The 23,561-nt window shown below is 73.8% G+C and carries 23 protein-coding genes and 1 pseudogene; 11 read left to right on the top strand and 13 right to left on the bottom strand.

From position 1 onward, the window contains the following. The first annotated feature begins 139 nt into the window (after positions 1-139). Entirely contained in the window at positions 140-772 is a 633-nt protein-coding gene (locus tag ACGRHY_RS22090) for a hypothetical protein (protein WP_394637052.1), read from the top strand. A 76-nt stretch (positions 773-848) separates the two neighbouring features. Here ACGRHY_RS22090 and ACGRHY_RS22085 read toward each other — a convergent pair whose 3' ends face one another. From ACGRHY_RS22085 to ACGRHY_RS22070, 4 genes and pseudogenes are all read right to left on the bottom strand, one after another. Continuing rightward, positions 849-1,304 (bottom strand): MarR family winged helix-turn-helix transcriptional regulator, encoded by a 456-nt coding sequence (locus ACGRHY_RS22085; RefSeq protein ID WP_394637051.1) that lies wholly within the window; start codon positions 1,302-1,304, stop codon positions 849-851. 196 nt (positions 1,305-1,500) lie between these two features. Beyond that, positions 1,501-1,692 (bottom strand): annotated as a pseudogene (locus ACGRHY_RS22080) (NUDIX domain-containing protein); the annotation flags it as partial. A 142-nt stretch (positions 1,693-1,834) separates the two neighbouring features. Continuing rightward, positions 1,835-2,968 (bottom strand): acyl-CoA dehydrogenase family protein, encoded by a 1,134-nt coding sequence (locus tag ACGRHY_RS22075; protein ID WP_394637050.1) that lies wholly within the window; start codon positions 2,966-2,968, stop codon positions 1,835-1,837. Beyond that, positions 2,965-4,146 (bottom strand): acyl-CoA dehydrogenase family protein, encoded by a 1,182-nt coding sequence (locus ACGRHY_RS22070; RefSeq protein ID WP_394638157.1) that lies wholly within the window; start codon positions 4,144-4,146, stop codon positions 2,965-2,967. Before ACGRHY_RS22070 ends, ACGRHY_RS22075 begins: the two co-directional genes overlap by 4 nt. A 242-nt stretch (positions 4,147-4,388) precedes the next feature. Here ACGRHY_RS22070 and bdeA point away from each other — a divergent pair, with 242 nt between their 5' ends. Then, positions 4,389-5,351, top strand: a complete 963-nt coding sequence (gene bdeA / locus ACGRHY_RS22065) for a bis(hydroxyethyl) terephthalate hydrolase (protein WP_394637049.1) — start codon at positions 4,389-4,391, stop codon at positions 5,349-5,351. A 222-nt stretch (positions 5,352-5,573) separates the two neighbouring features. Continuing rightward, complete coding sequence (locus tag ACGRHY_RS22060) at positions 5,574-6,602, top strand: aspartate-semialdehyde dehydrogenase (RefSeq protein WP_394637048.1); 1,029 nt, start codon at positions 5,574-5,576, stop codon at positions 6,600-6,602. A gap of 101 nt (positions 6,603-6,703) precedes the next feature. Here ACGRHY_RS22060 and ACGRHY_RS22055 read toward each other — a convergent pair whose 3' ends face one another. The 3 genes from ACGRHY_RS22055 to ACGRHY_RS22045 all read right to left on the bottom strand — a co-directional run bounded on the left by ACGRHY_RS22055 (position 6,704) and on the right by ACGRHY_RS22045 (position 10,386). Further along, a complete protein-coding gene (locus ACGRHY_RS22055; protein WP_394638156.1) occupies positions 6,704-7,777 on the bottom strand; it encodes a S1 family peptidase in 1,074 nt (357 codons plus the stop codon). Positions 7,778-8,047: 270 nt separating this feature from the next. Continuing rightward, complete coding sequence (locus ACGRHY_RS22050) at positions 8,048-8,947, bottom strand: S1 family peptidase (protein ID WP_394637047.1); 900 nt, start codon at positions 8,945-8,947, stop codon at positions 8,048-8,050. Between the two features lie 206 nt (positions 8,948-9,153). Then, the gene (locus tag ACGRHY_RS22045; protein WP_394637046.1) at positions 9,154-10,386 is read right to left on the bottom strand and encodes a DUF5685 family protein; all 1,233 of its coding nucleotides are present in this window, start codon (positions 10,384-10,386) and stop codon (positions 9,154-9,156) included. A 309-nt stretch (positions 10,387-10,695) separates the two neighbouring features. Here ACGRHY_RS22045 and ACGRHY_RS22040 point away from each other — a divergent pair, with 309 nt between their 5' ends. Next, positions 10,696-11,136 (top strand): cell division protein SepF, encoded by a 441-nt coding sequence (locus tag ACGRHY_RS22040; protein WP_394637045.1) that lies wholly within the window; start codon positions 10,696-10,698, stop codon positions 11,134-11,136. Positions 11,137-11,166: 30 nt separating this feature from the next. Here ACGRHY_RS22040 and ACGRHY_RS22035 read toward each other — a convergent pair whose 3' ends face one another. After that, positions 11,167-12,354 (bottom strand): acyl-CoA dehydrogenase family protein, encoded by a 1,188-nt coding sequence (locus tag ACGRHY_RS22035; protein ID WP_394637044.1) that lies wholly within the window; start codon positions 12,352-12,354, stop codon positions 11,167-11,169. Between the two features lie 41 nt (positions 12,355-12,395). Next, on the bottom strand, positions 12,396-14,198 hold the full coding sequence (locus ACGRHY_RS22030) for an MFS transporter (protein ID WP_394637043.1): 1,803 nt from the start codon (positions 14,196-14,198) through the stop codon (positions 12,396-12,398). A 560-nt stretch (positions 14,199-14,758) separates the two neighbouring features. Here ACGRHY_RS22030 and ACGRHY_RS22025 point away from each other — a divergent pair. Beyond that, complete coding sequence (locus ACGRHY_RS22025; protein WP_394637042.1) at positions 14,759-15,781, top strand: phosphatase PAP2 family protein; 1,023 nt, start codon at positions 14,759-14,761, stop codon at positions 15,779-15,781. Positions 15,782-15,905: 124 nt separating this feature from the next. Here ACGRHY_RS22025 and ACGRHY_RS22020 read toward each other — a convergent pair whose 3' ends face one another. Continuing rightward, complete coding sequence (locus ACGRHY_RS22020) at positions 15,906-16,121, bottom strand: I78 family peptidase inhibitor (protein ID WP_394637041.1); 216 nt, start codon at positions 16,119-16,121, stop codon at positions 15,906-15,908. 304 nt (positions 16,122-16,425) lie between these two features. On the opposite strand from ACGRHY_RS22020, the gene ACGRHY_RS22015 reads away from it, so the two are divergent. Genes ACGRHY_RS22015 through ACGRHY_RS21990 form a run of 6 tightly spaced genes read left to right on the top strand, consistent with a single transcriptional unit; the run spans position 16,426 to position 19,566 of the window. Continuing rightward, positions 16,426-16,749: a gas vesicle protein GvpO gene (locus ACGRHY_RS22015; protein ID WP_394637040.1), complete on the top strand. Its 324-nt coding sequence runs from the start codon at positions 16,426-16,428 to the stop codon at positions 16,747-16,749. 34 nt (positions 16,750-16,783) lie between these two features. Continuing rightward, the gene (locus tag ACGRHY_RS22010; RefSeq protein WP_394637039.1) at positions 16,784-17,212 is read left to right on the top strand and encodes a gas vesicle structural protein GvpA; all 429 of its coding nucleotides are present in this window, start codon (positions 16,784-16,786) and stop codon (positions 17,210-17,212) included. After that, positions 17,209-17,976: a GvpL/GvpF family gas vesicle protein gene (locus ACGRHY_RS22005; protein ID WP_394637038.1), complete on the top strand. Its 768-nt coding sequence runs from the start codon at positions 17,209-17,211 to the stop codon at positions 17,974-17,976. Before ACGRHY_RS22010 ends, ACGRHY_RS22005 begins: the two co-directional genes overlap by 4 nt. 6 nt (positions 17,977-17,982) lie before the next feature. Continuing rightward, positions 17,983-18,240, top strand: coding sequence for a gas vesicle protein GvpG (locus ACGRHY_RS22000; RefSeq protein ID WP_394637037.1), 258 nt, complete (start codon positions 17,983-17,985; stop codon positions 18,238-18,240). A gap of 2 nt (positions 18,241-18,242) precedes the next feature. Further along, positions 18,243-18,881, top strand: coding sequence for a hypothetical protein (locus ACGRHY_RS21995; protein WP_394637036.1), 639 nt, complete (start codon positions 18,243-18,245; stop codon positions 18,879-18,881). Beyond that, on the top strand, positions 18,874-19,566 hold the full coding sequence (locus ACGRHY_RS21990) for an SRPBCC family protein (protein WP_394637035.1): 693 nt from the start codon (positions 18,874-18,876) through the stop codon (positions 19,564-19,566). The genes ACGRHY_RS21995 and ACGRHY_RS21990 overlap by 8 nt, the downstream gene beginning before the upstream one ends. A gap of 22 nt (positions 19,567-19,588) precedes the next feature. On the opposite strand, the gene ACGRHY_RS21985 is transcribed toward ACGRHY_RS21990, so the two are convergent. The 3 genes from ACGRHY_RS21985 to ACGRHY_RS21975 all read right to left on the bottom strand — a co-directional run bounded on the left by ACGRHY_RS21985 (position 19,589) and on the right by ACGRHY_RS21975 (position 22,902). Beyond that, a complete protein-coding gene (locus ACGRHY_RS21985) occupies positions 19,589-20,581 on the bottom strand; it encodes a helix-turn-helix transcriptional regulator (protein WP_394637034.1) in 993 nt (330 codons plus the stop codon). A 123-nt stretch (positions 20,582-20,704) separates the two neighbouring features. Beyond that, positions 20,705-21,625, bottom strand: coding sequence for a hypothetical protein (locus tag ACGRHY_RS21980; protein WP_394637033.1), 921 nt, complete (start codon positions 21,623-21,625; stop codon positions 20,705-20,707). Continuing rightward, complete coding sequence (locus ACGRHY_RS21975; protein ID WP_394637032.1) at positions 21,622-22,902, bottom strand: glycosyltransferase family 4 protein; 1,281 nt, start codon at positions 22,900-22,902, stop codon at positions 21,622-21,624. The genes ACGRHY_RS21980 and ACGRHY_RS21975 overlap by 4 nt, the downstream gene beginning before the upstream one ends. Positions 22,903-23,561: the final 659 nt, after the last annotated feature.

Here is a 23,561-nt window from a genome sequence, read left to right as displayed (position 1 = left end):
CCACAGGTCAGCCTAGGCGCGAACGTTCCCGCGTCCCGCTTGTTCCGGAATGTGTTGCCGCCGTGTGACGGGGCGTCCCAGGCTCGTGGTGCCGGGTCGCCGACAACCTGACGACCGGCCGCCGACCGAAAGGACGCAGATGATGCCCATCCGCACCCGCCGCACCCGCTTCGCCGCCGCCGTGACGGCGGCGGCCGCCGCGGCCGTGACGCTGGCCTTCCCGGGCACGGCGCAGGCCGGGCCCGCACGGACCGGCGTACCCGCCTTCCTCTCCCCCGGGCAGCTTCCGCCGCACCCGTTCTCGCCCTGGTACGCGGGCGAGGCCGCCCGGGGGCTTCCGCAGTCCCCGGTCTTCTGCCTGGAGGGGATCCTGCCCGAACAGGACTCCTGGCACCGGCGGTTCCACACGGAGTACGACACCGGGGCCGTACAGGTCACGGTGCGGACCGCCGGCATCGGCGCGGCGCGCGGGCTGGCCGCCGAGGCGGAGGCGTCGGTGCGCGACTGCGCGGCGGACTTCCAGGAGCGGTACCCGGAGGCGTCCGCCCAGTGGAAGGACTACGGCCGCATCGATGTCGAGGAGGGCGCCCACGTCTACGGCGTCCACACCGCCCCGCCGGAGTCCGAGTACGGGATCCACCTGTTCGGCGTGGGTCGCGACGGGCGCACCGTCACGGTCGTCGCCTGGGGTCAGATGGGCACCTTCGAGCACGCTCCGGTGGAGGAGTTCGAGGAGACGACGCGCACGGCGGTGGACAAGCTGTACGGCTGACCGGGCCGGGCAACGCCGCAGCGGGTCCCGACGCCGTACGGCGTCGGGACCCGCTGCGGCGTTCCGTGCCGTCCGCTCAGTCACGCAGCCGCCGGCCGACTTCACCCAGCACCCGCGCCAGGACGGCGAGTTCCTCGCGGTCGAGGGTGTCGATGAGCGCCTCGCGTACCGCCGCCACATGGCCGGGGGCCGCGGTGCGCAGCAGTTCGCGCCCCTCCTCGGTGAGGGCGGCGAAGACGCCGCGGACATCGGTGGGGCAGGCGCGGCGCCGCACCAGACCGCGCCTCTCCAGCCGGCCGACCTGGTAGGTCAGGCCGCTCTTGGAAGTGACCAGCCGTTCGGCCAGTTCGGTCATACGGATCTCGCCGCCGGGGGCCTCGGCGAGATGGACCAGGATCTCGTACTGCGGGTGGGACAGGCCCGCCTCGTCCCTGAGCTGCTGCTCCAGCCGTCGGGTGACGCGGTTGCCGGCTTCGAGGAAACCCTGCCAGGCCGCCATCTCCAGCTCGTCCAGCCATCGGGGCTCCTTCATGCCCCCATCGTACGCTGTTGTTCAAATTCAAACCAAGCTGTACGTTCGCCACGAGCAAGCGGTTCGAATTTGAATCACCATGAACCGATCCGGTCCAAGAGGACGCCTCCATGACCGCGACCACCCCGTCGGCCCCGGGCCGCTCCGCGGCAGGCCGCATGCCCGTGCTGCACCTCAGCCACGGCGCCCCGCCGCTGGGCGCGAGACGCAGCCCGATCTCCTCGTACGCCTCCCGGATCACCGCCTCCCGCACGTTCTCGCCGTCCTCGGCGTGGCCGGACGGCGCGTTCAGCAGGCCGTCCGCGTAACCGGTGCCGGTCCGGCGCGCGAGCAGCACCTCCTCGCCGCGCCGCAGCACGAGGTGGACGTCGACGGTCTCCCTGTGCCGTCCTCTGTTCCGCAGGCTCCCCATGGCGCGCGATCATCGCACCGCCCCGCGACACCGGCGCCCCTCGTCCGGACGCGGGGAGGCCGGGAGCCCCCTCCCGCTCCCGGCCCCCGCGCGCCCGCCGCGGACGCCGCCTCCGTTCTCAGCCCACCGGTGCCGGCAGGTCCACCAGCGCGGCGAGAGCGGCGCGGTGGCGGTCGGGGGTGCCCAGCGCGATCTGGTCGGCCTTGGCGCGCTTGAGGTACAGATGCGCCGGGTGCTCCCAGGTCATGCCGATGCCGCCGTGGAGCTGGACGCACTCCTCGGCCGCCCGTACCGCCAGCTCCCCGCAGTGGGAGGCGGCCACCGCGACGGCCACGGGGGCGTCCGGGTCGCCGGTGGCGAGGGTGCCGGCGGCGTACCGGGCGGCGGCCCGCGCCCCGACCACCTCCAGCCAGAGGTCGGCCAGCCGGTGCTTGAGCGCCTGGAACGAGCCGAGCTGCCGCCCGAACTGCCGCCGGTCCTTCAGGTACGCGACGGTGGCGGTCAGACACCACTCGGCGATGCCGAGCTGCTCGGAGGCCAGCAGTCCGGCGCCGGTCAGCAGCGCGCGCTCCAGCGCTGCGGGGGCCTGCTCCGCACCGGCGAGCCGCCGGGCGGCGGTACCGGTGAACGTCACGTCGGCCACCGGGCGGGTGAGGTCGAGGGAGGTGCGCGGTACGACGGCCAGTGCGGCGGCCGTGGCCTCCACCGCGTACAGCCCCGGCCCGTCCCGCCCCTCGGCCGGAACGATCAGGACGTCGGCGGCCGCGGCGTCGGCGACCGAGGTGACGGCGCCGGTCAGGGTGCCCGCGCTGTCGGCCCGTACGGCGCGGGGGAAGACTCCGGTACCGGGCATAGCGGAGAGCGGCACCGCCAGTGCGGCGGTGCGCTCACCGGCGGCGAGGGAGGCGAGCGGCTTCGCGGCCTCACCGCCGTCCTCGCCCTCCAGGGCGAGCAGTGCGGTGGTGGCCAGGACCGCGCTGCCCAGGTACGGCGTCGGCGCCGCCGCCCGGCCCAGCTCCTCCTGCACCACGGCGGCCTCGCGCACCGAGGCCCCGGCGCCGCCCGCCTCCTCCGGCACCGCAAGGGAGGCCGCGCCCAGGTCGCGGGCGAGGCTCCGCCACAGCCCCCGGTCGTAGGGCTCTCCCGTCTCGCAGCGGGCCAGGGTGTTCTCGGGCGGGCAGTGGTCGGCCAGCAGCGCGCGGACGCTGGCGCGCAGCTCCTCCTCGATCTCCGAGTAGAGAAGGTCCGTCATCGGGCCAGCTCCTTCCAGGGGAGGTCCTTGTCGGTGCGGGGCTCGGCGGGCAGTCCCAGCACCCGCTCGGCGATGATGTTGCGCAGGATCTCCGAGGTGCCGCCCTCGATGGAGTTGCCCTTGGCGCGCAGATAGCGGTAGCCGGCCTCGCGGCCGGTGAAGTCCACGGCCTCGGGCCGGCGCAGGGTCCAGTCGTCGTAGGACAGGCCCTCCTCGCCCAGCAGTTCGACCTCCAGGCCGCCGAGCTCCTGCGCCAGGCGGGCGAAGGCGAGCTTCATCCCGGCGCCCTCGGGGCCGGGGTGGCCCGCGGTGAGCTGCTGGCGCAGCCGTTCACCGGCGAGCCGGGCGACCTCGGCGCCGACCCAGCCCGACAGCAGCCGCTGGTGGAGGCCGTGGGTGCGCAGTTCGGGGCGCTCGCGCCAGGTTGCGGCGACCTTGCCGGCCATGCCGCTCTCGCGCGGCATGCGCTGGCCGCCGATGGCGACGCGCTCGTTGTTGAGGGTGGTCTGGGCGACCTTCCACCCCTCCCCCGCTCCGCCGAGCCGGTGGGTGTCGGGGACGCGGACGCCGGTGAGGAAGACCTCGTTGAACTCCGCCTCACCGGTGATCTGGCGCAGCGGCCGCACCTCGACCCCGGGATCGGTCATGTCGCAGACGAAGTAGGTGATGCCGCGGTGCTTGGGGACGTCCGGGTCGGTGCGGGCGATCAGGATGGCCCAGCGGGCGTTGTGCGCGCTGGAGGTCCATACCTTCTGGCCGTCCACCACCCAGGAGTCGCCGTCGCGTAGCGCCCGGGTGGCCAGCGCCGCCAGGTCGGAGCCGGCTCCGGGCTCGCTGAACAGCTGGCACCACACCTCCTCACCGGTCCACAGCGGGCGCAGGAAGCGCTTCTTCTGCTCCTCGGTGCCGTAGCGCAGGATCGTCGGCGCGGCCATGCCCAGGCCGATGCCGTTGCGGCCGGGGTCGTTGCCGGGGGCAGCGGCGGCGGCCAGCTCTGCGTCGACGACGGCCTGGAGGGCGCGGGGCGCGTCGAGTCCGCCGTGGCCGTGGGGGAAGTGCACCCAGGCCAGCCCCGCGTCGTAGCGGGCGCGGAGGAAGTCGAGTGGTTCGGTGACGGCCGGATCGTGCTCCGCGAGCAGCGCCTGGGTACGTCGGCGCAGTTCGTCCGGGTCGGTCACGGGGGCGTTCGCAGGGGGCACGGGATCTCCTTCACGGGCCACGACTAAGCGCTTGCTTATCCTCGCGGCATACCGACCGGTACGTCAATGGTTCCGGCGCCGCGCCCGCGATGCCCGCCGCGTACGCACCGGGTCCCGGCCGGGACCGGCGGTTTCACCGATGCGGAGCCGCGTGCTCCCGCACCACGATGCATCCGTCCGACCCCAGAAGGTCACCCCTCACACACCTGGAAAGGGTCAACATGGAGCCGCAGCAGCAGCACGACACGACCCCGGGCACGGCAGCCAGACACCGCGGGCGCGCCCCCCGCCGCCTGACGAAGCTGGGCGTGGCTCTGGCCATGGTCCTGGGCGGCGTGGGCGCCGCCCTGCCCACCGCCCAGGCCGCCCAGGACGCCGGCGCCGCCACGGCCGCAGTCCAGGCCGCCGAGAACCCCTACGAGCGCGGTCCGGACCCGACCGAGCGGAGCATCGAGGCCGACCGCGGCCCCTACTCCGTCTCCGAGGACCGGGTGTCCTCCCTGGTGTCCGGCTTCGGCGGCGGGACGATCTACTACCCGACCACCACCGGCGACGGCACCTTCGGCGCGGTCGCGATCTCCCCCGGTTACACCGCCAGCCAGTCCAGCATGGCCTGGTACGGCCCCCGCCTGGCCTCGCAGGGCTTCGTGGTCTTCACCATCGACACCAACAGCCGCTACGACCAGCCCGCCAGCCGCGGCGACCAGCTGCTGGCCGCGCTGGACTACCTGACCCAGCGCAGCTCGGTCCGCGGCCGCATCGACAGCAGCCGCCTGGCCGTCATGGGCCACTCCATGGGCGGCGGAGGCAGCCTGGAGGCCGCCAAGGACCGGCCGTCCCTGAAGGCCGCGATCCCGCTCACCCCCTGGAACCTCGACAAGACCTGGTACGAGATCACCGTCCCGACCTTCATCGTCGGCGCCGACGGCGACAGCATCGCCTCGGTGCGCTCGCACGCCGAGCCCTTCTACGAGAGCCTGCCCTCCTCCACGGACCGGGCGTACATGGAGCTCAACAACGCCACGCACTTCACCCCGAACACCCCGGACACCGAGATCGCGAAGTACAGCATCTCCTGGCTGAAGCGCTTCGTGGACAACGACACCCGCTACGAGCAGTTCCTGTGCCCGCTGCCGCGGCCCGACTTCCAGATCGAGGAGTTCCGCGGCAACTGCCCGCACTGACGCCGGACCGGCACCGGGCCCCGAAGTGACGGCCGGGGCCCGGTCACGAGGCGGCGGCCGCCCTCGGGCGGCCGCCGCCTCCGCGCGTTCCACCGCCTCTTTCCCGCCTCTTTCCGCGCCCGCTCCGGGTGTGACGTGCGCCAAAGGAAGTTGGCGCACGTGCGTCCGGCAGGGCAGGGTAGAGGGTTGACGCAGCGGGACACGCACGACAGAAGGAGCCCCATGAGAATCGGCATCGTCGGAGCCACCGGCCAGGTCGGCGGAGTGATGCGCGAGATCCTGGCCGAGCGCGACTTCCCGGTGGAGCAGCTCCGGCTGTTCGCCTCGGCTCGCTCGGCCGGACGGACGCTGCCCTGGAAGGACGGCGAGATCACCGTCGAGGACGCCGCCACGGCCGACTACACGGGGCTGGACATCGTGCTGTTCTCCGCGGGCGGCTCGACCTCGAAGGCCCTGGCCCCGAAGGTGGCCGCGGCCGGGCCCGTGGTCATCGACAACTCCTCCGCCTGGCGGCTGGACCCCGAGGTCCCGCTGGTGGTCTCCGAGGTGAACCCGCAGGCCGCCGCCGAGCGTCCCAAGGGCATCATCGCCAACCCCAACTGCACCACCATGGCCGCCATGCCGGTGCTGCGGCCGCTGCACGCCGAGGCCGGGCTGACCGCCCTGGTCGTGGCCACCTACCAGGCGGTGTCCGGCAGCGGTCTGGCCGGCGTCGCCGAGCTGGACGAACAGACCCGCAAGGCGGTCGAGGGCGACGCCACCCGCCTGGCCTTCGACGGCTCCGCGGTCGAGTTCCCCGAGCCCGACAAGTACGTGCGGCCCATCGCCTTCAACGTGCTGCCGATGGCGGGCTCCATCGTGGACGACGGGCTGGGCGAGACCGACGAGGAGCAGAAGCTCCGCAACGAGAGCCGCAAGATCCTCGGCATCCCGGAACTGAAGGTCTCGGGCACCTGTGTGCGCGTGCCGGTCTTCACCGGCCACTCGCTCCAGATCAACGCCCGCTTCGAGCGGCCGATCAGCCCCGAGCGCGCCCGGGAGCTGCTGGAGGGCGCCCCCGGCGTGGTCCTCTCCGACGTTCCCACCCCGCAGCAGGCGGCCGGCCAGGACCCGACCTACGTGGGCCGCGTCCGCGCCGACGAGACCGCCGAGCACGGTCTGGCACTGTTCTGCGCCGGCGACAACCTCCGCAAGGGCGCGGCGCTCAACGCCGTACAGATCGCGGAGCTGGTCGCGGCCGAGTCCCGCTGACCGCCCCGGAACGTACCGGCCGGCGTCGCCCGGTACGCGGCCCCGCAACGGCCCGGTCCCGTCTCCCGAGGGGAGACGGGACCGGGCCGTGGGCGGGGCGGTCAGCCGACCCGGGCGCCGTGGTCGCGCAGCGCCTCGGTCAGCGGCTGGTAGAAGGTCTCACCTCCCCGCGAGCAGTTCCCGCGTCCGCCGGAGGTCAGGCCGTGGCCGGTGGTGCCGGAGTACAGCGGGCCGCCACTGTCGCCGGGCTCGGCGCAGACGTCGGTCTGGATCAGCCCGTCGACCCTGCCCTGCGGGTAGGTCACGGAGACGTTCACCGCCGTGACCTCGCCGTCGTGGACCTTCGTGGTGCTGCCGCTGCGCCGCACCTGCTGGCCGACGATGGGATCGGCGGCCCGGGTGATGGCGCGACTGGACCCGTCGTACAGGTTCACCCGGCTCCGGTGGTCCGTACGGGTGGTGTACCGCACCAGTGCGTGGTCGTCGCCGGGGAACTCGCTCGCCACGGTGATCCCCACGCTCCGCCCGGAGCGGGCGGCGGCCCAGCGGTCGAAGAGCCGGGCGCAGTGACCCGCGGTGAGGAAGTACGGCATGCCGTTCCTGACCACGTTGAAGCCGAGCGAGCAGCGCGCGCCGTCCCCGCGCCAGATCGCGTCGCCGCCCAGGCCCAGGGGGGCGAACCTCCCCTCGGCCTGCCTGAGGACCGCCATGTCGCCCCGCTCGGCCACCCGCTTCCTCAGATCGGCCAGCGCCTCTTCCCCGACCGTGCTGTCCGCGGTGACGACGACCTTGTTGAGCCGGTGGTCGACGGCGCGCGCGGTACCGGGGACGCTCTTGGCCGTGAGGTCCTTCTGCACGGCGCCGAGCCGGGCGAGGGAGTGCTTGACGATCCGGGGCTCGGCACCGGCCTGCCGGACCTTCTCCGCTCCCGTTCCGCTGAGGACGTTGACCACCAGTTTGCGCCCCTCGGCGTCGTAGTAGGCGCCCGCCATGTCGTCCTTGAGGTCGCCGGCCAGTGTCGAGGCCAGCCGGCCCGCGGCGGTGGGGGTGAGCGGTCTGGGCGCGACGGGGGCCGGGGTGTCCGCACTCGCCGGGGCGAGGGGGGCGGAGAGCATCGCCGCCACGCCCACGCCCGCGATGGCGATGCGCCGCGTGAGTGTCCGTCGGTGTTTCAGCACAGTGCCTCCCGTGGGGGGTGGGGCCGCCTGTGGGGGGCGGCCCCGGAGGAATGTCCGGCTCGGTCATCCTTTCCTGGACCGGCGGGACTACACACGGAGAGTGCCCGTACCGCACCGGAGGGTGATGGCCGACTCCGCCATCATCCCCGCGTCGGCGCCGTCCGGCACGCCGGGCCCGCCCGGCGGACACGGCGAACATGGCGGACAAGGCGGACAAGGCGGAGCCCCCGCCCGGCGCGGCCGGACGGGGGCTCGGAGGCGGTGAGGTCAGTAGACGCTCACGCCGTACGCGTTCAGCGCCTCCACGACCGGCTGGTAGAAGGTCGTGCCGCCCCAGGTGCAGTTGCCACTGCCGCCGGAGGTCAGACCGTAGGCGGTGGAGCCGTAGTACAGCGGGCCGCCGCTGTCGCCGGGCTCGGCGCAGACGTTGGTCTGGATCATGCCGTAGACGACGTCGCCGCCACCGTAGTTGACCGTGGCGTTCAGGCCGGTGACGCGGCCGCTGTGGGTGCCGGTGGTGCTGCCGCGCCGGTAGACGGTCTGGCCCACGGACGGGTTGGCGGCGCGGGCGATGTCCTGGCCGCCGACCGCGCCCGGCTTGGACTGCGAGTTGTCGTGGCGGACGAGGCCGTAGTCGTTGACCGGGAAGCTGGATCCGACCGTCGGCCCGAGGTAGCCGGCGCTGGAGGACCAGGACGGGTAGCCGTCGGTGCAGTGGCCTGCGGTCAGGAAGTACTGCGTTCCGTTGCTGCTGCGGACGTTGAAGCCCAGCGAGCAGCGCCCGCCACCACTGCGGTAGATGGCGTCGCCACCGGAGATCAGCTTGTTGAACTTGCCGGAGGTGCGCTCGATGCGGATGGCGTCCGCGCCCGCGCCGGCGGTCTTCTTGATCTTGGCTATCTCGGCCTGGCTGACGGTGCTGTCCACCGTGACGACCAGGGTGTTGGTCGCCTTGTCGGTGTACCAGGCGGTCCCGCCGACGTCCGCGGTCTTCATCGCCTTGTCCGCCATGGCGACCTGGGCCGCGGGCGAGGGGGTGGGAGCGGCGCTCGCCGAGGTCGGCAGGGCCATGGCCGCGGCGGCGATGACGGCGGAGGCCGCGGCGATCAGGCGGATGCGGCCTCGTCTGGCGGAAGCGCCGTGGGGGGAGGTGCGCTCGGTCTTCACTGGCTGTTCCTCCTGTGAAGGAAATGGGGGGGACCCGCGATGGGGCGCGGGCACACGGAGTCGCCGGGGACACGCTGTGCGACGCGTCCCTGACAAGCACCGGGACGGAGTATTCACACGTTCGATCCGTGCGCGCAAGGGTGCCGTTGCGCCAAGTCGCATCGCTCAGCGCACCGGCCACCCCGTATAGCGGACATGAGCCGCCGTCAGTCGCAGCCTCCGCAGCCGCAGTTGCAGTCGCATCCTCCGTCGGCACCCCCGGAACCACCCGGACCTCCCGAGCCGTTGCGGCATCCGCAGCAGTCACCGCAGTTGCCGCAGCACTCGCAGCAGTCACAGCATCCGGAGCAGTCGCAGGAACGGCACAGACCCTTGCGCCTGCGCCCTGCCCAGGGATCCTCGTACTCCTTGCGGCAGCAAATCTGCCCGGTGCAGAACAGTCCCGTCCACACCGCGCATCCGGCCACCGCACCCCGGCGGCGCGATGGGCCGGGAAACAGCGTTCCAGGACACCCCGGACGACCGGGAGACTCCGGATGCCCCGGTCGCGGCGGGTGGACACGCGCCGCCGCGAAGACCCGGTCCACCGCGTGTCCCGACTCGCGGCCCAGCAGCGCCCGCACCAGTTCGGCGCCCTCCTCGTCCGCGAACTCCACGTCCCGCAGGGCCAGTCGTACGCCGTGCACGGCGTCGTCGCACAGTCTGCGCACCTCCGGCAGGGGGGTGCCGGTGACGGCGACCGGGTTCCACGCGCCCGCCTCCTCGTCGGCGGCCAGGTCCTCGACGGCGTCCAGCAGATGCGCCAGCCGCCCGAAGAGTCGCCCGGCCTCGGCCAGCGGCTCCGCGTTGCCGGGCCGGCCGGCGAGGCGGGCGGTGTGGGCGAAGGCGGCGGCGGTGGCGGCCCCGGTCGGCTCGGTGACCGCCACCAGCGAACCGCCCGGGCCCGTCGCGGCCTCCACCAGCGGCTGCCGCAGGGCGGCCCCGGTCAGCACCGCGGTGTCGAAGCCCAGCTCGGCGCCGGTGCGCGCACCCGCCCGGTCCCAGCCGGCCGCGACCCTGCGGGCCGCCGCCGCGACCGGACGGTGCGCCATGGCCCCGTCCCCGTCGGCGACATGGTCGCGCACCTTGACCGAGGCCAGCACCAGGGACACCGCCGCGGCCAGCCGGGCGCCCTCACCGCGGGCCACGGAGGCGGTGCGCATACCGCGCAGCGGACACGGGCCCGCGGTGCGCCGCAGGGCGCCGGAGCCGTCCGCCGGGCGCGGTGTCTGCGCCTCGGTCAGCGCGGAGACGACGACCCCGTCGTAGTTGGTGACGACGCGCGCGAACTGGCCGTGGTCGCCGCGCAGCGCGAGGCAGAGCCCGCACAGGTGCGCGGTCCAGGCGCTCAGCAGCCGCTCGCCCAGCCGGTGACGGCACGGCCTGACGATGCCGAACAAGTTTCCCCCCGTTACCCCTGACGCATGAGTGCGCGTCACGATACCGGGCACTTCACCCGTATGCCCTTGGTGACCACCCGTCCGGCGGGGCCGCCCGGTTCGGCGCCGCGTCACCGCCTCCACAGGCTCCCGGCCCTCGCCGCGGGGGGCGCGCCACGCGCGTCCTGTGCACCAGAACCGTCACGAATCCCGTGCGGAACGGGTAACTGTTTGGCGCGTTGTCAGCATCATGGACGACGATAGGGGTGCGGGCCCCGCGGCGGAGGCGCTGCCAGACACGGTGGACCGTGCATGTGAGAGGAGGCGTCCATGGGATCGGTGCGCAAGGCGAGTGCCTGGCTGGGCCTCGTCGACGACAGCGAGATGCGTTACTACGACGACGAGTACGCCGAGGGTTCCGAGCCCGAGGACACCCGTGACGCCTGGGTCACCGACCCCCGGGTGCGCGTGACCGCCGAGACCGCCCAGGACCAGGGCACCCGGATCGCGACGGTCACCCCCGACGGCTTCCGGGACGCCCGGGGCATCGGCGAGCTCTTCCGGGAGGGCATCCCGGTGATCGTGAACCTCACGGCCATGGAGCCCGCCGACGCCAAGCGGGTCGTCGACTTCGCCGCCGGCCTGACCTTCGGCCTGCGCGGTTCGATCGAGCGCGTGGCCACGCGCGTGTTCCTGCTGACCCCTCCCGACTACCAGGTGATCAGCGGCCAGGAGCGCCGCAGCCCCGACGGTTTCTTCAACCAGAGCTGACCGGCGCGGCACCGGCGCCGGGCGAGGTACTCACCGGAACGCGTCGACGCCGGTGAGCGCCTTGCCCAGCACCAGCTGGTGCATCTCCACGGTGCCCTCGTAGGTCAGCACCGACTCCAGGTTCGTGGCGTGCCGCATCACCGGGTACTCCAGGGAGATCCCGTTGGCGCCCAGGATCGTGCGGGAGGTCCGGCAGATCTCGATCGCCTCGCGCACGTTGTTGAGCTTGCCGAAGCTGACCTGCTCGGGGCGCAGCCTGCCGGCGTCCATCCGCCGCCCCAGATGGTGGGCGAGCAGGATGCCCTTGTGCAGCTCCAGCGCCATGTCGGCGAGCTTGGCCTGGGTGAGCTGGAAGCCGCCGATCGGCCGGCCGAACTGCTCACGGGTGCGCGCGTACCGCAGGGCCGCCTCGAAGCTGGAGCGGGCCGCGCCCATCGCGCCCCAGACGATGCCGTAGCGGGCGTGGTTCAGGCAGCTCAGCGGGCCGCGCAGTCCGGTGACCTCCGGCAGCACCGCGTCGGCGGGCAGCCGTACGCCGTCCATGACCAGTTCGCTGGTGACCGAGGCGCGCAGGGACCACTTGTGCCTGATCTCGGGCGCGGAGAAGCCGGGGGTGTCGGTGGGCACGACGAAGCCGCGCACGCCCTCGTCGGTGCGGGCCCAGACGACGGCGACCGAGGCCACCGAGCCGTTGGTGATCCACATCTTGCGGCCGCTGAGCACCCAGTCGCCTCCGTCCCGCTTGGCATGGGTGCGCATCCCGGCCGGGTCGGAGCCGTGGTCGGGCTCGGTGAGCCCGAAGCAGCCGATGGCCTCGCCGGACGCCATGCTCGGCAGCCAGCGCCGCTTCTGCTCCTCGGAGCCGTAGCGGTGGATGGCGTACATCGCCAGCGAGCCCTGCACCGAGACCAGCGAGCGGATGCCGGAGTCGGCGGCCTCCAGCTCCAGGCAGGCCAGCCCGTACTGGACGGCGGACGCGCCCGCGCAGCCGTATCCCTGAAGCGACATGCCCAGGGCGCCGATCGAGCCGAGTTCGCGGGCCAGCTCCCGGATGCCGGGCAGCTCGCCGCGCTCGTACCACTCGGCGATGTGCGGCAGCACCCGGTCGGCGGCCCAGGAGCGGACGGTGTCGCGCACCGCCTTCTCATCGGGGGCGAGCAGGTCGTCCAGGCCTAGGGGGTCGGCGGGATCGAAGGGGGGCGGGGCGGAGCTGGACACGGTGGCCTCCGGCTGGGGGTCTTCGAGGGTCGCGCCCGACGTTACGGCCGGGTAATCCCGCTGGACAAGAGGGGTCCGCCCGGCTGCCCGGGCAACTCGGCAGGTGCCGGGGACGCGCAGGCCCGTGCGGGGGCGGCGCCCCGGTCCACCCGGTCCGGCTCCTTCGGCGTCCTCTTCCCGAAACCCGCGCCCGGATCCCCGCCCGGATCCCCGCCCGGAGCCCCGTCCGGATCCCCGTCCCGTCCCGGGGCTCCCACCATCGCGCGCGGCAGCCGCAGCGCGGCCAGTGCGCCGAGCAGCAGAAGTCCGGCGCTGACCAGCAGCGCCACGTGCAGCCCGTGGACGAACGACTCCCGCGCCGCCTCGCGCAGTGCCTCGCCGGCCGGTCCGCCGAGCCGTTCGGCGACCTCGTACGCCGCGCCCAGCGAGTGGGCCGCGTCCTCCCCGGCCGCCTCCGGCACACCGGCCGTCCGCCGCACCCCGGGGGCGTAGGCGGCGTTCATGACGGTGCCCAGGACCGCGATGCCCATCCCCGCGCCGAGCTGGTATGCGGTCTCGCCGATCGCGGCGGCGCCGCCCGCCTGGTGGGCCGGGGCCTCACTGAGCATCGACTCGTACGCGCCGAACAGCGTCGTCTCCAGCCCGAAGCCCAGCACTACGAAGCCGCAGACGAGCAGGGCCGGCTCGTCCCGCAGGCCGGCGCCGGTCAGCGACAGCACCGCGGCGGCGGTGAGCAGGAAGCCCATGAGCACCATGACGCGCGGCCCCAGCCTGCGCAGCAGCCGGGAGCCGGCCAGCCCGGCGGCGATCGCGGCGAGGCTGAGCGGCAGCAGCCGCAGTCCGGTCTGCAGGGGGGTGAGCCCGAGGACCAGCTGGAGGTACTGGGCCGCGATCAGCGCCAGGCCCACCAGCGCCAGCACCGTCAGCACGATGCAGGCCACCGCCGTCCCGAAGGCGGGCCGGGCCAGGGTGGCACAGTCCACCAGGGGGTGGCGGCGGCGGAGCTGGCGGTGTACGAAGAACGCGAGCAGCACCGCGCCCAGCGCCAGCGGCACCAGCGTGCCCGGGTGGAGCGCCTCGCCGCCGCCCGCCCGCTTCACACCCAGGATCAGCGCGCCCAGCCCGGCGGCGGCCACCAGGGCGCCGACCACGTCCCAGGGGCCGTTCCGGTCGCCGGTGGACTCCGGCAGCAGACGGCGCCCGAGCGGGATGCACAGCAGCATCAGCGGGATGTTGACCAGGAAGACCGAGCCCCACCAGAAATGCTCCAGCAGGAGGCCTCCGACCAGTGGTCCCACCGCGGCGCCGACCGCGGCGACCGCGCTCCACACGCCGATGGCCAGCGCCCGTTCGCGGCGGTCGGGAAAGACCTGGCGCAGTATCGACAGGGTCGCGGGCATGATCATCGCGCCGCCGACCCCCAGCAGGGCGCGCGCCGCGATCAGTACCCCGGGGGTGTGCGCGTACGCCGCCAGCGCCGAGGCCACGCCGAAGACGGCATAGCCGCACAGCAGCACCCTGCGCCGCCCGATCCGGTCGCCGAGGGTGCCGAAGAGGATCAGCAGGGAGGCGCAGACCAGCGGGTAGGCGTCGACGATCCACAGCAGCTCGATGGCGCCGGGCCGCAGCGCCCGGGAGACCGCGGGGACGGCGACGTGCAGCACCGTCGCGTCGACGGCCACCAGGAGCAGGCTGGCGCACAGCACGACCAGCACGGTCCAGCGGCTCGCGCCGCCGCCCGGTGCGGAAGGGCCGCCGCCCGGGCCGGCCGGTCCTGTCCGTCGCGGTCTCTGCCGGGGGACGTCCGCCGCCCTGGTGGCTCCGGCCGTGGTCGTCCCGGACATGTACACACCTCCTGTTGCGCTCGCACCGCCGCCGGGGGGAATGCCGGGACGCCGGGGAAGCGTCCGGCCCGGTGTGGAGGGTCGAGTAGTGCGTCAGCGTACGCGAGTCCTCCGCGCGGTCACGTGGCGCGCCTCACGTTGACGCCGGTCCGAAACCCGTCTCATCACCTCGTCCCGGCCCCTCCCCGGGGGCCGGGGCCCCGCCGCACGGCCCGCCGGGGAGCACCTCACCGGCTCGGTGATCGGCGGCGTGGGGCCGCTCGCCGCGGCCGCGTCCGGTGCGGCGGTGCACGGGGCGGTGCGGCCGCACGGCTCCGGCCCGGCCCGGTGGCGCACCGGTTAACGGTCGGTGGACCATGCCCGCCTTCCGGGAAAAAGAACACACGGTGCAACTTCGATAACAGCTCCGGGATACGCCGGTCGGAAAATCCGCAGACTTCTCCCGGACGTGGGAAAACAGCCTTTCCGCGTACGGACGGAAGCCCGTTGCACATCACATAGGCATTACGAAGCAGGTGGCCGGTTCGGTCCAGCCGGTCACCGCCTGTAATCTCATTGGAGTGCGTACCGACCGGATCTTCGCCCGCCTGGAGCAGGAGCCAGCGCGGCCGCTCGCCCCCGCGCCGGGGATGAGCGGCACCCGCAGGGCGCTCTTCTTCACCACGCTGGGCCTCTACGCGGCCATCGTGGCAGCGGTGCTGACCACCTCCCGGCTGGTCCGGCTGGACTGGCGGGTCATGCTCTTCCGCCCGTACAAGCAGTGGCCGGAGCTCCACGCGTTCCTCGACTACTTCGTGGTCCTCGGCCAGCGCGGCCCCACCGCGGTGCTGGTCGCCGCCTGGCTCGGCTGGCGCTCCTGGCGGCAGCGGACGCTGCGCCCGCTGCTGGCCCTGGGCACCTCACTGCTGTTGCTGAACGTGACGGTGGGTGCGGCGAAACTCGGCATGGGACGCGAAGGTCCGCACTACGCGAACCGCATAGGCGCCAACGAGATGTTCCTGACCGGCGACATATTCCCCTCCGGCCACACGGCGAACGCGGTGGTCACCTGGGGGGTCCTGGCCTATCTGGCCACCACACCGCGGGCCCGGCGCCGGCTGTCGGTCGTCGCGGCGGTCTTCGCGCTCGGCGTCGGCACCACCACCGTCTACATCGGCACCCACTGGGTCAGCGACGTGCTCCTGGGCTGGGCCTCGGGACTGCTCATCCTACTGGCGCTGCCCTGGTTCGAGCCCCTCATCGCCCGCGCCGAGGCGTATCTGCTGAGCCACTGGTACCGCTTCCGGGAGGGGATCGCGCCCCTGTCCGCGCGCCTGCGTCCCGCCGGGGCCCGCGTCCCGCCGGTCGCCGCCCGGCTCGGCGCGGGCGGGGCGTACCCGGCCTCCCGGCCCGAACCGTCGCTGTCCGCCGCGCTGCCCGCCGACCTGCCGCCCCGGGCCGGTGAGCCGCGCACCCCCCACCCCGCCCACGCGCGGCAGCACGCGGCCCGCTCGGAGCGCTCCCCCGTCGGCCCCGCGGGCAGCCGCAGGCCGTACGGAGAACGCACGGTGTCGCGGACCGCGCCGATGGGGCCGCGGAAGTGACGGAGCCGTAGCACCGCCGGGCTCCGCGGGACAGGACGGTACGCACCCTCTTCCGGCCCGCGGAGCCCTGCACGTGGTGGCCCCGCTCCCCCTCGGCCGAGGGGGAGCGGGGCCACCACACGTGTCAGCCCTTCCAGCAGCGGACCACGGCCCCGTCCTCCACCGTGAAGTTCAGCCGCCCTGACAGGTACTCCATGGTGATGACCGCGTCAGGTGGAAGGGATCGCACGGTGGCCCAGCCGCGTTCGCGGGCCTGCCGTTCGGCGGTGGCCACGTCGAGTCCGACGTAGGCCTCGGGGTCGTCGTCCGGTGTGCGCGGGTTCGTGGGTGCCGGTGCCATGGCAGCACCGTACGGCGTCGGCGGCGCGGCCGGAAGTTCCGGCCGGATCATGGCGGCGTCACAGCTGTGTCACAACTCTCCGCAATACGGGCACCGGCCGGCCGCGCCGTTCGCGAGGCCCGCGCACACCGTTCCGGATCCCACCCGCCCCGTTCTCCGCAAGCCCTGTGACGGGTTTTCCGGGGGGATCACCCGGCTCGCCGCGCGGAACATCGGGGGGAATTCAAAAAGACCCTCAATTCCCCTCGGAAACAGGCATGTTTACGGAAACCCTCTCGCGGTATCCGGGGTTGGGAGGAGCCCCATGACAGAGAAGAAGACGAGCAACGACAGCAAGCGGACGACGGAGGACGAACAGCGCCACATACCGCTCGGTGAGGCGATGCGCACGGCCCGGTCGGAGTTCACCGACCTCACCGGCCTGCACGCCGAGAGCGTCTCCCGGTTCGAACGGACCGGGGACGGCTGGGCTCTGGAGGTGGAGGTCATGGAACTCGAGCGGGTTCCGGACACGATGAGCCTGATGGCCTCGTACGAGGTGACCCTCGACGAGGCCGGCCACCTCACCGGTTACCGACGCGTCCGCCGTTACGAGCGCGGCCGGGCCGATTCGTCCCGCCGCGGCTGAGGGCTGCGACACCCGAGAGGAGTGGCTCCGTACCATGACTACGGCAGTTCCCGCACAGCGTTCCACCGGAGGTGGGGGCGGCAGCAGCGGTCTCTACGACGTTCTGGAACTCATCCTGGACCGCGGACTGGTGATCGACGCGTTCGTCCGCGTCTCGCTGGTCGGCATCGAGATCCTGAAGATCGACGTACGCGTCGTGGTCGCCAGCGTCGACACGTATCTGCGTTTCGCCGAGGCGTGCAACCGCCTCGACCTGGAATCCGGCCCCAGGAAGTCGCCCGGTCTGCCCGAGGTGCTGGAGAACGCCACCGAGAGCGGCGCCAGCAGCAAGACCAAGGGCGCCCTGGCCGGGGCCGCCGAGAGCATATCCGACGCGTTCCGCCAGGGCGGTTCCGACGAGGAGGAGGAGTCCGCACCCCGCAGGCGCCGGGCCTCCGCCCGGCGCAAGGAGGAGACGGAGTGAGCGTCTACGTCTACGGAATCGCGCGCTCGGACCACCCGGCGCTGCCCGAGAAGGCGCCCGGCGTCGGCCAGCCGCCGCGCGAGGTCCGGATCGTCCGCGAGGGGGGTCTCGCCGCGATCGTCAGTGACTGCCCGGACGACCTGCGCCCCAAGCGCCGCGATCTCCTGGCACACCAGCAGGTGCTGACCGAGGTCGGCGCCAGGGGACCGGTCCTGCCCCTGCGCTTCGGCAGCCTCTCCGACGACGAGGAGGCCGTACGCGGAGTCCTCGCCGACCACACCGCCCACTACATCCGGCAGTTGGAGGAGCTGGACGGCCGGTCCGAGTACAACGTGAAGGCCCTGCACCACGAGGACGAGGTGCTGCGCCTGGTGCTCTCGCAGGACGCCGAGGCGCGTAGCCTGGCGGAGCGCAACCGCGCCGCCGGCGGCGGCTCCCACGAGGACAGACTGCGCCTGGGCGAGCTCGTGGCGAACGCCGTGCGCGAGCGCGAGGCGGAGGACGCCCGGCTGATCGAGGAGACGCTCGCGCCCCTGGCCCAGCGGTACGTGCCGGGCCCGGAGGGCTCCGACTGGCTGGCGAACCTCTCCTTCCTCCTCGGCCGGGACAGGTCGAAGGAGTTCACCGCCGCCGTCGAGGAACTGGGGCGCGCCAACCCCCACCTGGACATCCGCGCCACGGGTCCGCTCCCGCCGTACAGCTTCGTGGGCCGGCCCGACGAGGCCGGGCGGACCGCCCAGGCCGCGGGCTCGCCCGCGGGGTGAGCCCGCGTGGGGCTGATCGGCGGGCTCCTGAAGCTGCCCGCGGCACCGTTCCACGGCGCCGGCTGGGTACTGCGGCAGGTGGTCGCCGAGGCGGAGCGGCAGTACTACGACCCGTCGGCGATCCAGCGTGAACTCCACGAACTTTCCAGGCAGTTGGACGAAGGCCTGATCGAAGAGGAGGAGTTCGACCGCCGGGAGGACGAACTGCTCGACCGGCTGGAAGCCGTGCAGGAGCAGAGACGGCGCAACCAAGGAGACTACTGATCATGACGAACCGGTCGGCACTGGCGCTGGCCTTCGCCACGGGTTACGTGGCGGGGCGCAGCAGGATCAAACTGCCCCTCGGCATGGGCGGGGCACTGCTGGCCAGGCGGCTCGGGGTGGACCCCGGCCGGCTCGGCGAGCAGTTCAAGGAGAGGACCCCGCAGCTCGCGGAGGCCACCGGCCGACTGCGGAACAACGTCAGGGAGGCCGGCAGGACCGCCGCCGGCGCGCTGCCGGCCGAGCGCCTGGAGTCGCTGACCGGCGGCGTACGGGGGCAGCTCGGCAGGGTGCCGTGGAAGGGCGGCGGCGAGGACGCGTCGGATGCCTCCGGCGCTTCGGAGGAGAAGCCGGAGGAGAAGTCCGGTGAGGACGCGGACGGCCCGCGGAGCACCGGTGGTTCCCGCAAGGAGTCCGCGGACTCCGGGAAGCCGGAGGGGAGCGGGCAGAGCGCCTCCCGGCGCGCCCCGGCGAAGAAGGCCGCGTCGCGGACCGCCAAGAAGACGGCCTCCGCGTCCCGCAAGCCGGCCGGAGCCGCCAGGAAGGCCACGGGTTCGGCCGGCAAGCAGACCGGTAAGTCGGCCGGGAACACCCGGAAGGCCGGCGGTACGGCCAAGCGCACGGGAGGCTCCGGACGTGGCTGACGCTGTCGGCGGCCGCGGACGGACCGCCGTCAACACCGCCGTCAACACCGCCGTTCCGGCTGCCGGGCGCCTCCTGGAGGCGTCCGGCGGCCGGGCCGCGGCGCGGGCCCGGCACCTGCTGCTCACAGCCGCCCGCGGGCTGGGCGGGGTCAGGGAACGGGCCGGCGCCGCGGCCCGGCCCCTGACCGTCGGCGAGCGTGTCGAGGTCGGCGTACCGGTTCGCGAGGCGTACGACCGGTGGCTGGAGTTCCTGGACAGCGGCGCCGGCGACGAGGCTCCGGGCGGCGCGAGGATCCTGTGGCCCGGGCGCGGCCGGACGGTTCGCGTCACCGACCGGGTCCGGGACGACCTCGTCGTATGGACGGCCCACGACTCCAGGGCGGCGCTCAGGGGCGTGGCCACCTTTCACCGGCCGGCCGGGAACCTGACCCGGGTGCTGGTCGTCCTGGAGTACCGTCCGCAGAGCCTGCCGGAGAGGGCCGCGGGCCTCTGGCACGCCCAGGCCCGCCGCGTACGGCTGGATCTCGCGGACTTCCAGCGCTCGGTGAGCCTGGGCATCGAGGTCGACGGCGGCGGTGCGGCCGTCGGCGGTGACGGCGAGTCCGGGGGCCCGGCGGACGAGGACGGCTGTGTGTACGGGGCGGACGGGGCGGACGGGGCGGACGGGGCGGACGGGGCTCGGTGACCTCGCGGTCCCGGCCCCGCCCTCATCCTCTCCCCCGGCCCTCCCCGTCCGTCCGCCATGCCTGTGCCGCCCGGCCGAGCCGGTCCGCCAGCTCCGCTGTCCGCTCGCCCAGCGCGGCCGGTTCGCGCACCTCGAAGTCGAAGCCCAGCATCAGGACGTGGAGGGCCATCTCGTCCAGGGAGGGGGCGCCGGTGCGCAGCAGGCAGGTGTGCCCGTCCACCGGTTCCAGCACGCCGGCCGTGGGCGCGATCCGCTCCGCGACCCGGTCCGCCGGGGCGTGCAGCAGTACGGTCGCCCGCTCCGGGTACGCCGCTGTGGAGATGCCCTCGGAGACGTAGGCGGCCCAGTCCTCGGCAGGCGGTTCCCGCGGGGCGAAGCGAGGACCGTGCGGCGGGGTGAGGGCGAGCCGGTCGACGCGGAACGTGCGCCAGTCGGCGCGGTCGGCGTCCCATCCCACCAGGTACCAGCGGTGGCCGCTGCACACCAGACGGTACGGCTCGACGGTACGGCGCGAACCGGAACCGTCGTGACCCCGGTAGGTGAAGCGCAGCCGCCGGCGGTCGCGGCAGGCGTTCACCAGCTCGGTGATGGTCTCCACCTCGACGGCCGGGCCGCGCCGCCCGCCGAGTGGGTCGGTGAAGGCGGCGAGCGCGCTCACCCTGCGGCGCAGCCGGTCCGGCAGCACCTGCTCCAGCTTGGCCAGGGCCCGTACCGAGGACTCCTCCATCCCCTGGACCGCGTTGTGCGCGGCCGTGCGCAGCCCGACCGCGACGGCCACCGCCTCGTCGTCGTCCAGGAGCAGGGGCGGCAGCTCGGCGCCCGCGCCGAGCCGGTAGCCGCCGGCTGTCCCGGTGGTGGAGTGGACGGGGTAGCCCAGCGTCCGCAGCCGTTCCACGTCGCGGCGCACCGTCCGCGAGGTCACCCGGAGACGCTCGGCCAACTCGGTGCCGGACCACTCCCGGTGGGCCTGGAGCAGGGACAGCAGACGCAGCAGTCGTGCCGATGTCTCCCTCATACGGCTGATTCTGCCACCTCTTGAGGACAGCGGCCGTCCGCGATGTCCGCAGGGCCCGCCCGTGCGGAGCTCCCCCGGAGCGGGCGGGGTTCCCCGGACGGGCGGGCCCTGCGGGCCGGGAGGTCAGGAACCGGCCGGCTCCGTGCTCTCCAGCCGCACGGACAGATCGTTGGCGCCGGTGTAGTACGGGCGGGCCGTCAGTCCCCCGATCCCGCCCGCCTCGTCCGCGGCGACCGGCCGCGCCGGGTAGCGCAGGATCCTGTGCTTGTCGACGATGTCGTCCAGGATCCGGGCCACGCGCACCGGCTCGGTGTCCTCGCCGGGGCGCAGCCACAGCTGCCAGTCGCTCTCCGCGCCTCCCTCCCGGGCCAGATCGCCGTACGCCAGCCGCGCCGTGAAGCCGTGCCCCCGGGCAGGCGCGTCGGCCGGGGTGGCCGGTGCGGTGACGGGCCGCACCCGCCCGCCGTCCGGAGCGGTGGTGCGGCGGGGGCGGGCCTCCAGCCGCGCGGTGGGGGTCAGTTCGGCCCCGTACAGCCTGCCGTGGACGGTCAGCCCGCCGTCGGCGGGCCAGATGTCACCCGCCTCGGCGTGCGGCCAGCGCTGCCAGGAGCACACCGAGAGGTTGCCGTACTTGGTGGCGTACGGGATGCGCACGCCCAGCCAGGTCCGGTCGGTGCGCGGCACCCGGTCGACCAGCGGGCGCAGGTCGCTGCACCCGGGCAGCAGCCGCCGCGCCTCGCCCTCTCCGATCACCAGATAGGCGTCCCAGCGTCCCTCCGCCAGCGGCACCGTACTGGGCAGAGTGGCGCGCAGCGCGGAGCCTTCCGGGCCGCCGGAGAACGGCTCCAGCGGCAGGCGCACCGACTCCTCCGGGTCGGAGTCGCGCAACCGCAGCAGCAGGGCTGCGTCCCACCGCTCCGTGACGCCGGGCAGCGCGATGTCGAAGCTGAGGCCTCCCGCGCTGTCGGCCGTGCAGCCGGCCCGCGGTGCCGCCTCACCGGGGACGTCGGGGGCGCCGGCGGGCCTGCGGGTGGTCGCGGTCATGCGGTCCTTCCTCGTCTCAGCGCGCCTCGGCGGGCGCGGGCCAGGGCGTCCTTGGTGGCGTACGCCCCGCCGAGCAGGGCTCCCCGGGTCCGGTGCAGGGAGGAGCGCAGCCGGCCGATCCCGCTCCGCCCGCCGCGTGCGACGAGCTCCGTGCAGAGCGAGGAGTACATCTCGCCGATCCGCGCGGGGTCGTAGCGGGCGGCGTCCGCGACCGCGGCGCGGCCCATCCTCCGGCGCAGTTCGTCGTCGTTGATCAGCTCCAGCAGGGACCCGGCGATGGCGTCGACGTCGCCGGTGGGCACCAGCCGCCCGTCCACCCCGTCGGCGATGATCTCCCCCGGCCCGTGCGGGCAGGTGGTGGCCACGACCGGCAGACCGCAGCGCATCGCCTCCACGATCGTCATCCCGAAGGACTCCAGACTGGACGTCACGGCCGCGACCGAGCCCTTGACCCACTCGGCCTCGATGGGATGGGCCGGTCCCATGAGGAACGCGTGGTTGTACAGGCCGAGTTCTTCCACCATGGCCCGCAGCTTCGCCTCCTCGCGTCCGGCCCCGTAGAGCCTCAGCCGCCAGTCGGGCCGCTGCTCGACCACCTTGGCGAAGGCCCTCAGCAGCACGTCGTAGCGTTTGGCCGGAGCCAGCCGGCCGGCGGCGACCACCCACTTACCGGTGCCGTCGGAGGGTTCCACCGCCGGCGCGGGGACGCCGTTGGGCACCGCCCGCACCTGCACCCCGGGCAGGCGCATCATGCGCCGGTAGTCGCGCGCGTCGGCCTCGGTGACGGTGGTGAGGGCGTCCAGGCGCGGATAGACGCCGCGCAGGGTCGCCCGCAGCGCCCGCGAGTGGGTGGAGAGCGTGAGGTGCTCCTGCCCCATGCGCACCGGACCGGGCCTGGTGTGCAGGGCGAGCATGGTGTTGAGGCCGGGGCGGGTGCCGATCACGACGTCCGCCCCGACGGTGGCCAGGTGCTCGGTGATCCGGCGGTCGGTGAGCGCGCTGTACTTGCGGTGGTTGCCGTCGGCGCGCGGGAACAGCCTGGACGGCCGGGCGTGCTCGGGGTCACCGCCGTCGTAGTCCGGGCTGTGCTTGCGCATGTCCACCAGATGGCGCAGGCGTACCGCCGGGTCCAGGTCGAAGACGGGGCGGTCGCGGTGCCGGAAGACCGAGACGATCTCGACGTCGTGCTGCTGCGCGAGCGCGCACGCGAGGTTGAAGGTGGTCCGGATCGTCCCACCCATGCCGTACCCGTGATGCAGCAGAAAAGAGATATGCATCCGTCTCCATGTCCCACGGAAGCGCGCGGGTAAGCATCCCGGCGCCGTGTTTCCCGGTGTCGCACTCCTGTTGATGCCGCGTCTTCGCGGAAGGGGCCGCGGATGTCCGCCGCGGGTTGGCCCACTTGATCGCCTTGTACCCCGAGAGTTCGTCTGTTGTGAGCCTTTTTCGGGAACCGAACGGCTCCTTCCGCTGCCCACGCGCGATCTCCGGGGCGTTCCGCGCCGCCCGGCGGAGCTTCCGCCCGGCGGGCGGCGGTACGGAAGGCCCCGGCGGGGCGGCGGCGCTCCCGGGGATCAGTGCGGGTGGCGTCTCCGCTCGCGGGGTCTCCCCCCGGCTCTCGCCGTTCTCCCTCCCGGTCGCCTGCGCCTTCTCGGGCACGCCGACGCGGTGGCCCCGGCGGCGTCGGACGGTACCGCGCCCGCGCCCGGCCCGGAGTGGCGGCGCGACCGGCACGGCGCGTCGGCCGGGGCCGGTGGAGCGGCGCGGGGCGAAGCGGTGGCGGGGGCGGCCCGGGGGCCGAGGCGCGTGTGCGGCACCTCTCCACGCTATGGCCGTACAGGCGCGCGACCGGCGCAAACGCGCCGGTGCGGGGCCCGGGCCCCACCCGGTCGGCGGACCGCGCACCGGTGCCGGGCGCTCCGCGCCGCCGCCGTCT

This window comes from Streptomyces shinuiensis, assembly GCF_043660855.1.
Lineage (GTDB): Bacteria > Actinomycetota > Actinomycetes > Streptomycetales > Streptomycetaceae > Streptomyces.
This window is presented reverse-complemented; position numbering and strand designations above follow the sequence as displayed.